Annotated in this window: 10 protein-coding genes; 2 read left to right on the top strand and 8 right to left on the bottom strand. The window is 27.6% G+C overall.

What is annotated here, in order from left to right; genetic code table 11:
- Positions 1 to 651 (top strand): ligase-associated DNA damage response endonuclease PdeM, encoded by a 651-nt coding sequence (gene pdeM, locus LACAL_RS13000; RefSeq protein ID WP_013871218.1) that lies wholly within the window; start codon positions 1 to 3, stop codon positions 649 to 651.
- Here pdeM and LACAL_RS12995 read toward each other — a convergent pair.
- The 8 genes from LACAL_RS12995 to tsaD form a co-directional block, all read right to left on the bottom strand.
- Positions 648 to 1829 (bottom strand): hypothetical protein, encoded by a 1182-nt coding sequence (locus LACAL_RS12995; RefSeq protein WP_013871217.1) that lies wholly within the window; start codon positions 1827 to 1829, stop codon positions 648 to 650. The two genes, pdeM and LACAL_RS12995, sit on opposite strands and share 4 nt — an antisense overlap.
- A 10-nt stretch (positions 1830 to 1839) precedes the next feature.
- Positions 1840 to 2931 (bottom strand): AI-2E family transporter, encoded by a 1092-nt coding sequence (locus LACAL_RS12990; protein ID WP_013871216.1) that lies wholly within the window; start codon positions 2929 to 2931, stop codon positions 1840 to 1842.
- A 69-nt stretch (positions 2932 to 3000) separates the two neighbouring features.
- A complete protein-coding gene (locus LACAL_RS12985) occupies positions 3001 to 3501 on the bottom strand; it encodes a TrmH family RNA methyltransferase (protein ID WP_013871215.1) in 501 nt (166 codons plus the stop codon).
- A gap of 197 nt (positions 3502 to 3698) precedes the next feature.
- Positions 3699 to 4367, bottom strand: a complete 669-nt coding sequence (locus LACAL_RS12980) for a DUF4159 domain-containing protein (RefSeq protein WP_013871214.1) — start codon at positions 4365 to 4367, stop codon at positions 3699 to 3701.
- 144 nt (positions 4368 to 4511) lie between these two features.
- Positions 4512 to 5216: a 16S rRNA (uracil(1498)-N(3))-methyltransferase gene (locus tag LACAL_RS12975; protein WP_013871213.1), complete on the bottom strand. Its 705-nt coding sequence runs from the start codon at positions 5214 to 5216 to the stop codon at positions 4512 to 4514.
- Positions 5216 to 5851: a peptidylprolyl isomerase gene (locus LACAL_RS12970; RefSeq protein ID WP_013871212.1), complete on the bottom strand. Its 636-nt coding sequence runs from the start codon at positions 5849 to 5851 to the stop codon at positions 5216 to 5218. The genes LACAL_RS12975 and LACAL_RS12970 overlap by 1 nt, the downstream gene beginning before the upstream one ends.
- A gap of 114 nt (positions 5852 to 5965) precedes the next feature.
- Positions 5966 to 6580, bottom strand: coding sequence for a hypothetical protein (locus LACAL_RS12965; RefSeq protein WP_013871211.1), 615 nt, complete (start codon positions 6578 to 6580; stop codon positions 5966 to 5968).
- 52 nt (positions 6581 to 6632) lie between these two features.
- Positions 6633 to 7655, bottom strand: coding sequence for a tRNA (adenosine(37)-N6)-threonylcarbamoyltransferase complex transferase subunit TsaD (gene tsaD / locus LACAL_RS12960; RefSeq protein WP_013871210.1), 1023 nt, complete (start codon positions 7653 to 7655; stop codon positions 6633 to 6635).
- A 148-nt stretch (positions 7656 to 7803) separates the two neighbouring features.
- Here tsaD and LACAL_RS12955 point away from each other — a divergent pair, with 148 nt between their 5' ends.
- Positions 7804 to 12177, top strand: a complete 4374-nt coding sequence (locus tag LACAL_RS12955; protein WP_013871209.1) for a translocation/assembly module TamB domain-containing protein — start codon at positions 7804 to 7806, stop codon at positions 12175 to 12177.
- The last annotated feature ends 146 nt before the right edge of the window (positions 12178 to 12323 follow it).

Raw genomic sequence — 12323 nt, 5'->3', positions numbered from 1 at the left:
TTGCACATTGTAACAAAAAACATAATTTGTAATCAAGAAACATTTACACTTACCAATCAACGTGCTTTGTATTGGGAAAGTGAAGGCGCACTTGTGCTTTCAGATTTGCACGTAGGTAAATCTGCTCATTTTAGAAAACATGGCATTCCAATTCCTGATAATGTTTTAATTAAAGATTTGGAGCGTTTAAAAGCTTTAATAACGTTTTTTAAACCTAAAACAGTACTAATTGTAGGTGATCTTTTTCATGCAGAGTTTAATACCGATGTAGCACATTTTAAAATTTGGCTACAACAGTTTCCTAATATAAATTTCGAGCTTATTATTGGAAATCACGATAGACTTTTTCTAGCTTTATATAAGGATTTAAACATTACTATTCACAGACCTAAAAAGAGTATTAAAAAAACATCTTTTGTACATGATAATGTGAAAAGTAATGCAAATGAATTTATAATTTCTGGCCACACACATCCTGGTGTTATTATTAAAGGTAAAGCTAAACAATTTATAAAACTACCTTGTTATCAAGTTAGTAGTAACCAACTTATATTGCCTGCGTTTAGTTTATTTACAGGTTTGAATACAAAAAACTGTCCTAAAGAATGTGTTAATTACGCTTTTACAGATGGTGGTATTTATAAGGTTTAGGCTTTAGTGCAAATAATCACTATTTTTTTATTTAAAGTATTAGTTGTGAAAAATAAATATTTATCTCCACCATCTTTAAGTAATAATTTTTTTCGAATTAATTGCACAGGCTCAGGAAAATTTCTTGTAGTTACATTTGCTTTAGTTTCTTTAAAAGCTTTTTTAAATTTCTTTTTATTATACTCTACTACGGTTTCAATTTTAAATTGTCTTCCAGGAAAATCTACTATTTTTTCAGAAGTATATAAATGTGAATGTTTATGTAGTTTGTAGAGATTTAATTTATTAGCAATAACATTAAAAGCACCTGCTTTTAAAATGGTAGCATTAGGTTCGTATAAATAAGTTAGTGGCTCGCTAAGTTGAGCATTAGCTTGTATTTCTTCAGTTAAGCTAAAATTAAAAACCTGCTTGTTTTGTTTTGTAATGTTTGTTGTTTTAATTTTAATTTCACCATTAAACTCACGATCTAAAATCCAAAGCAATTCTTTTACTTCATTGTTTACTGCAACACAATAAATTTCTTTAACCTGTGATAATTCATTAATTCCAGACGTAATATCTATTAGAGGAGATGTTTTAATCATCACATTTTTAGATTTTTTAAATAATAAATCTAAATGTTTTGGAATATTTGGTAAGCAATCTTTTAGCAAAAAAACTTTGCCTTTTATATCATCACGTCTTGAAGGATCTACATATATCCAATCGTAGTTTGTTTGTTCTTCGGTTAAAACATCTAACCCATTTTTAGGGTAACAAGTCATGTTTTTTATTTGTAATTTATTAGAATTATGTTTGACAATTTTCGATAATTCTATATTTATATCACAATGTGTTACATGGTTTATTTGCTTGGAAAAATAATAACAATCTACACCAAAACCTCCTGTTAAATCTATTATTGATTCTCCTGAAACTAAACTTGCTTTATATTTTGCAGTAATCTCAGAAGAGGTTTGCTCTATATTTAATTTATTGGGATAGTATATGTTTTTAGTAGAAAACCAAGTAGGTAGCTTTTTTTGAGAACGTTTTTTAGCTTCAATTTGTTCTATTAATTGAGATGTTTCAATATTTGGAAAGCTTATACCTTTTAATATTAATTCGGTAATATTAGAATTAATATTATTAGCGATGTATTCTTGTACGTCTTTGTTTAAAATATTGGAATTCAAAAGTATAGTTTTATTCTAATCCTTTGGTTAATCTTTTTACGATTCTGTATTCCGAAAGAAATTCTTTTGCAATTACTTTTAAAGCTGTATATAATGGCACTGCAATTATTAAACCTACTATGCCAAATAACAAGCCAACAATAATAATTACTATAAAAATTTCTAAAGGATGAGACTTTACACTTTTAGAAAATATAAAAGGTTGTGAAAAGAAATTATCTACTAATTGTGCCACAATAAACCCAATCATGACATACATGGTTTTAGGTAGAATAACATCACTAAAACTTTGGCCTAAGTTGCTAGACATGGTAAGTAATATTATTAAAACACCACTAATTATTGGTCCAACGTAAGGTATAATATTTAAAAGAGCACAAAGTGAAGCTATAATTACGGCATTTTCTATACCAAAAATAAGGAGGACAATAGAGTAAATTGTAAACAAAATAAGTAACTGTAATAATAAACCTCCAAAGTATCTTGATAATAAATCTCTAATTGTTATAAATGATTTTTTAATACGAGATTCTTGAGCTTTTGGAAATATTGTTAATATTGAAGAGCCAAATAAATTACTGTCTTTTAAAAAGAAAAATGAAATAAATAACACCGAAAATAAACCAATACTAAAGCTTCCAAAACCTGTTACTACAGCGTTTAAGAAGTTTGGTATAAAACCAAAATTTAATTTTGAAAACACTTTTGAATCTTTAATAGATTCTTCTACATCTGTTTTATTTAAATTAAAATGCTGAATAAACTCCTGGTATAGGTTTTCTATATTAGTTTGTAATTGGTCTATATTTAAAAGCGATAAATTTTGACCTTGCTCTATAGCTAACGGAATAAACATACCAATTATAGCAGCGATAACTAAAATAAATAGAAACATCGTGGTTATTACTGCAACCGTATCATTAAATTTTAATTTTCGTTTTAAAAAAATAACTAAAGGTCTTCCTATTAGAGAAATTACACCTGCTATTGCTAAATATGCAATTACAGATTGTATAGTGTATAGAAACCAAAGCAATATAACAATGCCTACAATAATGGCAAATGCCCTTAAAATACCGTTTGATATAATTTTAGATGTCAAAATTTATTAGTTTTAGTTAGTAAAGCTAAACAATTAGTTTTTAATGTAAAACTTTAGAAATCGTATTTTTTAACGTAATTGTTTTGTAATTTCATATAGTGCAACTGTGGTTGCTTGTACTACATTCATACTACTGTTTTGCCCAAACATATCTATGTGTATAATGGCATCGGTTTGTTTTAAAGCAGTATTAGATATGCCAAAATTTTCATCACCAATTACTATTGCAATAGGCTTTTTTGTAGGTACATTAAAAGTGTGTATTGGTTTACTATTATCTGTAATTTCTAAAGCTAAAATAGAATAATTACTTTTTTTTAGTTCTATAATTACTTCTTCAACAGTTTCTCTTTCTTGGTATTTTATAAATTTTTCTGTAGTTCTCGAGGTTTTTGTCATTTTTCTTCCTAAAGGAATTTTGCTGCCACAAAAAATAATTTTTTCTACACCAAAAGCATCTGCAGTACGAAATAAACTCCCAATATTTGGAGCATTTGTAACGTTCTCACAAATAATAGTGATAGAAAATTGTTGTTTTTTAAAAGTGGTATTGTAATGAGTGAGTTGCAAATTTTTATATTGAATTAGTATTATTACACTTGTGATTCAATGTATATTATAATTGATATCGGGATGATAATAGTTAAAAATATAATTATTATTAAAAGTGATTTAGGAAGTTTTTTATTGTTTTTGTCTTTTAGAGAAAATTGAAAAAAGAAATCAAAAACCGAAGAAACTATATCCAAAATAGTATTCATAGATTTTTAATTTTCAAAAGCGTATTTAACAATATTAGCTCCCATTTGTAGGGCTTTTAGTCTTACATCTTCTGGATCGTTATGTACCTCTTGGTCTTCCCAACCATCACCTAAATCACTTTCTAATGTTAATAATACAACTAATCGTGATTTATAAAATAACACTAAAGCTTGTGGTCTCTTTCCATCGTGTTCATGAATTTTTGGTAATCCTTGAGCAAATTTAAAAGCTGTATTAAATATTTCGTGACTTTTTGGTAATTCTTTTAATTCTTGATTTGGAAACACTTTTTTTAATTCTTTGACTACATAATCTTTCATACCGTAGTTATCATCTATATGTAAAAAACCGCCGCTTTCAAGATATAGCTTTAAGTTTTGTGCTTCTTCCTCATTAAAAAAAACATTACCATGTCCTGTCATGTGTAATAAAGGATATTGAAAAATATCTGTACTTCCAGCTTCTACTGTTTCTGGTTTAGTGTTTATTTCTGTTTCTATATTTTCATTACAAAATTTAATAAGGTTTGGTAAAGCTGTAGGATTTGAATACCAATCGCCACCACCTTTGTATTTTAAAATTGCTAAATCTTGAGCGTCACTTTTTACAGAGAAAAATGAGGTAAACAAAGCAATTATAACTAATGATATAAACGTTTTTGGACTGTAGATCATATTTCAAAAATAATTATAATTGTTATGCAAAATACATTTTAGATCTAATTTATTACTTTACATATTAAGCTAGAATTATAATTTTTTATAAAACTTTATAATCTAAATATTAATTGATGCTTTTGTAATATTATAAATATGTAATTATTCGTTTACAAATGCAACAGAATGGCAAGCAACAATTGCCGCGGTTTCTGTTCTTAAACGTGTTTCTCCCAATGTAACAGGTATATAATTATTGGCAAGTGCTAATTCTATTTCTTTTGTACTAAAATCACCTTCTGGTCCAATTAAAATAGTAATATCTGTATTGGTTTGTAATACCTTTTTTAAGGATTTTTTATTGGTTTCTTCGCAATGCGCAATATATAATGCACTGTTAAAATCTTGCTTTAAAAATTCTTTAAATGCTATTGCAGGATTTAATTTTGGTAAATAAGCGCTTAGTGATTGTTTCATTGCAGATTGCAATATTTTTTCAAATCTGTCTTCTTTTATTACTTTTCGCTCACTATGGTCGCAAATAATAGGCGTGATGCTACTTATACCAATTTCTGTAGCTTTTTCTAAAAACCACTCGTAGCGGTCATTCATTTTTGTTGGTGCAACAGCTAAATGCAAGTTATAATTTAAAGGGTTTTGTGTAACTACTTCTTTAATTTCTACAGTACAACTTTTTATTGCAGCAATAAGTATTACTGCTGTAAAGACGTCACCTTTTCCATTTGTAATATGTAATATGTCTCCATCTCTTTTTCTAAGAACCTTAACAATATGTCTGCTTTCCTCTTTAGAGAAAGTAAATTGGTCTTGGTTTTTCGAGATGTCTGGACTGTAGAATAGTTGCATTAGTCTATTGTTTCTAAAACTTTTAAAACACTTACTTCTCTAATTTCTTTAATGCGATACGTTTTTTTAATGATATAATAGCCGTTGTCTTTTTCGGTTTTTACATCGTAAATATCGTTTACTTGGTGTTTTAAATTAAAAGCCTCATTTTCTATTTCTATTGGCATGTCTCCATCTTTTACCCAACCAGAATCGGCACCTTTTCGTGTGTTTTTAGCCATAGAATATTTGTTTGCTAAATCTTCAAAAGGCACACCTTTACCATGTTCTACCATGATTGTTTTTCTTAAGTCGTAAATTTTGCTAGCATCCATTTTATTACCATCAAAAAATATATAGCTAATTCTATAATGCGGTACTTTTTCTTTTTTAATTACTTTATAGTGTGTTTTTTTAAACTGGGTTCTTTCATTTTTAGTAAAACCAACAGGCATTTCTATAAGCTCTTTTGCGAGTTTAGATTGGTGTTTTTCTTCATTAAATACTAAAATCTTATTTTTTTTAGATTTTTTAGTTTCTAAATAAGCTTCTGCTTGTTCTTCGGTTTCAATAGATTTTAACTCTTTTTTTATGGCAGTTTGAGCGTTTGTTAAAATTGTTAAACTTAAAAATAAGAGTAGTAGTAAATTCTTCATTTATTGAATATTTGTTGGCTTTTCAATACAAAAAAACAAAAAATAAAGTTCTTATTTAAAATAATCTATAAGGTTATTAACACTAATTTCAACAAGCTATATTTTTTTAATTTTTTAGCTTGTTTTTATCTTGATTCTTAGTGATACACTTCTAATTAATAGTGTTAATGCAGTGAAAATTAATAGGCGTTCTATTATAAATACAAGAATAAAAAGTAAATATAGGTTTAAGTTAAAGCCTTGATGTGTAAAATAATTAGTAATTAAAGTATCTGGTATGTAGTCACGATGTATTGTTATTGTTAAAATTACAAAACGTTCTAAATTTTCGCCAGAAGCTATTATTAACAGTAAAATTGATAGAATTAAAAGAAAACTTTTTATATTTTTTATTTGAAAACTTTTAAACCAAAACAGTTGAATTAATAAGCAAAATAATAATGGCCTTAACAACATAAACCAATAGGAAAACCAATAAGGTCCTGTTGCTCTAATTGTAAATAAAACCTGGTCTGTAGATAGGTAAAATGATATTAAATAGCTTAGGTAGTATTTAAAGTATAATAATGCAATTATACGTATTGTTTTAATTATATAATAGTAAAATGAAGTGTTCCAACTACGTAAATTATTAATTTTAAAAGCAGCTAAAATATAACTAGCTATAGCTGTAAAACAAAAACCATAAAGAAATAAGTTTAAAATAAAAATTATGGTTTCGTTATGCATTTAATATATAGAGGTTTTGCTTAATTTTAAAGCTTTAAAAATTCAAAAAAAATTATATTTTTAATCTTGGAGATGCCATTACATCTTGTGTTGCAAAATCACTTTTTAAATACTTTAAATAACCAACAATAGCAATCATTCCAGCATTATCTGTTGTGTATTCAAATTTAGGAACATACGTAGTCCAACCAAATTTTTGTTCACCACTTTTAAGTGCATTTCTAATACCAGAATTTGCCGATACGCCACCACCAATAGCAATGTGTTTTATACCTGTTTCTTTACTTGCAAGTTTTAGTTTGTCTATTAAAATTCCAATAATTGTGTATTGTATTGAAGCACAAATATCATTAAGATTATTTTCAATAAAATTAGGATTCTTTTTTACTTCTTTTTGAATAAAATATAAAACAGCAGTTTTAAATCCAGAGAAACTAAAGTTTAAACCATCAACTTTTGGTTTTGTAAATTTAAAAGCTTTTGGGTTTCCTAATTTTGCACGCCTATCTATTTCTGGGCCAGCAGGATAACCTAAACCTAAAATTTTTCCGCTTTTATCAAAAGCTTCTCCAACAGCATCATCAATAGTCTCGCCAATAACATTCATTTTAAAATAATCGTCTACACGAACAATTTGTGTATGACCGCCAGAAATGGTTAAACCTAAAAACGGAAATTCTGGTTGTTTAAAATTTTCTTCTTTTATAAAATGAGCAAGAATATGCGCTTGCATATGGTTTACATCTATAATTGGAATGTTTAAACCAAAAGCAAAAGATTTTGCGAACGATGTACCTACTAATAAAGAACCCATTAATCCAGGACCACTTGTAAATGCAATAGCACTTAATTCGTGCTTAGTTATATTTGCTTGTTTTAAGGCTTGATGTACTACAGGAACAATATTTTGTTGGTGCGCTCTAGAAGCTAATTCTGGTACAACACCACCATATTCTTCATGTATTTTTTGGTTGGCAACAACATTGCTTAAAACAACGTTATTACATATAACAGCGGCAGATGTATCATCGCAAGACGACTCTATACCTAGTATATAAATATTTTGTTTTGCCATTAGCGTATAATCGGCATTATTATTGTTAATTTTGAACTAAATTTTAAAATACAAAGGTAGTTTTTTATAACTTAATTATAGCATCAAAAAAATACTCAAAATATTAGGCAAATTAATAGCAATTTTATTGCTAATCTTCATCATATTGGTGTTGTTATTGTCTATTCCCGCTATACAAACAAAGCTTGGAGGTTATGTTACTAAGCGATTAAATAACGATTTTAATACTAATATAACAGTTGGTAAAGTTGGTCTTCAATTTAATGGTGATGTAGAGTTAAAAGAAATACTAATTCGTGATTACAAAAAAGACACACTTATAAGTGCTTCAGAATTAAACACTTCAATATTAAATTTTAAAAATTTATACGACGGAAAACTTAATTTTGGTGATATAGATTTAGAAGATTTAATTTTTAATATTAAAACGTATAAAGATGCTACCGAAACTAATTTAGATGTTTTTGTAGCGCGTTTTGATGATGACAACCCAAGAAAAGATAAAAGCAGTTTTCTATTATCTTCAAGTGATGTTTCTATTTATAATGGCCTATTTAAATTTATTGATGAAAATAAACAAACACCAAAAATTCTTGAATTTTCTAAATTAAATATTAATGCCACCAATTTTTTAATAAACGGGAGTGATGTTAGCGCACGAATAAATACTTTATCATTTAAAGATAGTCGTGGTTTAGAGATGGAAAATCTATCAACTAATTTTGGGTATACTTTAACTCAAATGACTTTTGATGATTTAGATATAAAAACTAAAAATTCAGTACTTAAAGGAGATTTAAAATTTTCATATAATAGAGAAGATTTTTCAGACTTTGAAAACAAAGTTTTAGTAACAGCTAATTTTAAAAATGCAGATGTAGCTTTAAACGAGTTAAATACTTTTTATAATGAATTTGGCGCAAATGAACACGCAAAATTCGATACAGAAGTTTCGGGTACTTTAAACAATTTAAACCTTACCAATTTAAAACTTACAACAAGTAATAATACCAAAATTTATGGTGATATAAAGTTTAAAAACCTTTTAAATAGTGCAGAAAATGACTTTGCTATGCACGGTGAGTTTAATAATTTATCATCTAATTACAGAGATTTAAAAAGCCTTTTGCCAAATGTTTTAGGAGCAACAATACCTTCTATTTTTAATAAATTAGGAAACTTTACTATAAATGGTATTACAGATATTACACCCAATAATATAAATGCAGATTTAAACATAGATACAAATTTAGGTTTTGTAAAATCTAAACTTAGTATAAAAAATGTATCTAATATTGATACTGCAAAATATAATGGTAATGTAATTTTTGATGAGTTTGATATGGGCGTTTTTCTTGAAGATCCAAACTTGGGAAAAATATCTTCTAATTTAGATGTTGATGGTGTTGGTTTTAAAAAAGAAAACTTAAGCTCTAACCTTACAGGCGACGTATATTCTATAGATTATAATAATTATAAATACCAAGATATTATTGTAGATGGGCAATACAAACAAAGCGTATTTAACGGAAAACTTATTGTAAACGATAAAAATTTAAAATTAGAATTTAATGGTCTTGCAGACTTATCTAAAACAATAAACAGTTTTGATTTTGTAGCAAATGTAGAATATGCAGATTTTAAAATATTAAACTTTTATACGCGAGACGAAATCTCTAAATTTAAAGGTATTGTAGATATGAAAATGAAAGGCACCACAATAAACGATGCCTTTGGTAGTATTTCATTTAACAAAACCAATTATAAAAACGAAAACGAAGATTATTATTTTGAAGATTTTGCAATAACATCTTCCTTTAATGATAATGAGCATTTAATAACAGTAAATTCTCCAGATATAATAGAAGGAGAAATGAGCGGTGATTTTAAATTTGAAGATGTTGCTTCTTTATTTGAAAACTCTATTAAAAGTATTTACACCAATCAAGCGCCAAATACAATAGAAACAGACCAATACATAAACTTCAACTTTAAAATTTATAATAAAATTGTAGAAGTATTTTATCCAGATTTAAAACTTGGAAAAAACACCTATATAAAAGGAAGAGTAGAAACCGATGAAAAAGAGTTTAAACTTACTTTTAAATCGCCAAGAATAGAACTTTTAGACTATTTCGTTAAAGACATAGAATTACAAGTAGATAATAAAAACCCATTATTTAATACCTATGTAGAAATAGACAGTATAAATACAGGCTTTTATAATGCTTCAAAGTTTAACCTTATAAACGTAACTTTAAATGATACGCTTTATATGCGTTCAGAGTTTAAAGGTGGTAAACGTAATAATGATGAATACGATTTAAGTTTTTACCATACCAATAACCAAGAAAATCAATCTGTTTTTGGTTTCAAAAAAAGCAAAGTTAAATTTAAAGACAATACTTGGGTTGTAAACGAAAAAGGAGATAAATACAATAAAATAATATTCGATAATGGATTTAAAAATATCGATATTAAAAAAATTGTAATGAGTCATCAAAACGAAGAAATAAACCTTGCAGGTTACGTTAAAGATAGTACTTATAAAAACTTAAAATTAAATTTTAAGGATGTAGACTTAAGTAAAATAACACCAAGTATAGACAGTTTATCTTTAGCAGGTAATGTAAACGGTAAACTACATATACAACAACAAAATGGTGCATATGTACCAAACTCTACATTAACTATAGATAACTTAGTTGTAAACAAACAAAATTTTGGGTCCTTTGATGCTAATATTACAGGAAATGAAGACCTTTCTAATTATAAAATTAATGCAAATATAAAAGGTGATAAAACAAAAAGTTTTCAAGCTATAGGAGATGTTAGTGTAGCTGGTGAAAACTCATCTATAAATGTAGATTTAGTATTTAATAAATTTAAACTTGATATTCTGTCTCCGCTTTTAGAGCCTATTTTAAGTCGTGTTCGAGGTGATGTTACAGGACAAGCTAAAGTTGTAGGTAACCTAAATCAACCACGTTTTGAGGGAGAATTATTAGTAGATAATGGCGGTTTAAAAGTACCATACCTTAATGTAGATTTCGATTTTCAAAATCAAGCTTCTGTAACTCTAAGAGATCAACAATTTAAGTTTAATAAAGTAAATATAACAGATGTTAAATATAAAACTAAAGGTGTTTTAGATGGAACAATAAGCCATACAAACTTTAGCAATTGGAGATTAGGTTTAGGTATCGAAACCGATAGATTATTAGTGTTAGATACAAAATACTCTGAAGAATCACTTTACTATGGAACAGGATTTATAAGTGGTAGCGCAGAGATTGAAGGACCAACCGAAGCATTAAGAATAAACGCTATTGCAACAACAGAGTCAGGAACAGAATTTTATATCCCATTAAACGATGTAGAATCTTTTGGTGATAATTCATTTATTCATTTTTTAACACCAGAAGAAAAACAAGCAAAAAAAGAAGGAAAGGAAGTTGTTATAAATGATATTTCAGGTTTAGAATTAGACTTCGATTTAGATGTTACAGAAGATGCACTAATAGAAATCGTTATGGATCGCGAATCTGGAAGTACAATAAAAGGTCGTGGTATTGGAGGTTTACTATTTAATATAAATACAAATGGTAAATTTAATATGTATGGAGATTTTGTTGTTTGGGAAGGCGTTTATAATTTTCTTTATGGTGGAGTAGTAGAAAAAGAATTTTATGTAACACCATACGAAAGTGTATTGCGTTGGGATGGTAGTCCATTAAAAGCACAAATAGATATTCAAGCTATATATAGAACACGTACAAATCCATCACCTTTATTAGACACTCCAATATCTCAAACCATACCAGTAGAGTTAGAAATAAACTTAACAGGTAATCTTGAAAAACCAGAGCCAGATTTTAATTTCGAATTTCCAAATGTAAGTTCTACGCTTAAATCTGAAATTAATTATAGAATAGCTTCAAAAGAAGATAGAGATAACCAAGCATTATACCTGTTAGCAACAGGAGCATTTAATAGGCAGTTTAGAGATATAAATCTAACAGGAACCTTAACCGAAAGATTAAACGGTTTAATAAATGGTTTCTTTACAGATAGTGATAGTAAAATAAATATAGGTTTAAATTACGAAGCAGGACAAAGTCGTTTAGATTACGAAACCGATGATAGGTTAGGTGTAACATTACAAACTAAAATTACAGACCGCGTATTAATTAATGGTAAAGTTGGAGTACCAGTAGGTGGTGGAGCATCAGAGTCTGTAATTGCTGGAGATGTACAAATAGATTTTCTTTTAAATGAAGAAGGAACACTAACAGCAACGGTATTTAATAGAGAAAACAGTATTAGAAATTTTGCCGAAGAAATAGGTTATACTCAAGGATTAGGTATCGCATACTCTGTAGATTTTGATACATTTGGAGAATTACTACGTAAAATTTTTGGTAAAGAAAAAGAACCTTCAGCAGTAGAAGAAATTCCTGTACAAGAAGAAAAAGAAGACTCTAAGTTTTCAGACGATAACGTTGGTTTTAAAAAGGAATAATTCCATTCTATTTTAATTCATTTATATATTCTCAATTATTTTATTAAAAACTAATAAAATTCAAGCCTACTAAAACGTTATAGTGTGGTTTACGTGTTAATTTTTGGCAAAAGCATAGTCTTAAGTGATTTTACTTTCTTAGATTT

This window comes from Lacinutrix sp. 5H-3-7-4 (assembly GCF_000211855.2).
Classification (GTDB): Bacteria; Bacteroidota; Bacteroidia; order Flavobacteriales; family Flavobacteriaceae; genus Lacinutrix.
The sequence above is the reverse complement of the archived record's forward strand: the minus strand, read 5'-3'. Positions and strand labels throughout refer to the sequence as shown.

What these genes read in the sequence shown, in the direction of transcription:
- LACAL_RS12980 (WP_013871214.1), bottom strand. Translation starts at nt 4,367, where the DNA reads ATGATCTACAGTCCAAAAACGTTTATATCATTAGTTATAATTGCTTTG.
- LACAL_RS12975 (WP_013871213.1), bottom strand. Translation starts at nt 5,216, where the DNA reads ATGCAACTATTCTACAGTCCAGACATCTCGAAAAACCAAGACCAATTT.
- LACAL_RS12970 (WP_013871212.1), bottom strand. Translation starts at nt 5,851, where the DNA reads ATGAAGAATTTACTACTACTCTTATTTTTAAGTTTAACAATTTTAACA.
- LACAL_RS12965 (WP_013871211.1), bottom strand. Translation starts at nt 6,580, where the DNA reads ATGCATAACGAAACCATAATTTTTATTTTAAACTTATTTCTTTATGGT.
- tsaD (WP_013871210.1), bottom strand. Translation starts at nt 7,655, where the DNA reads ATGGCAAAACAAAATATTTATATACTAGGTATAGAGTCGTCTTGCGAT.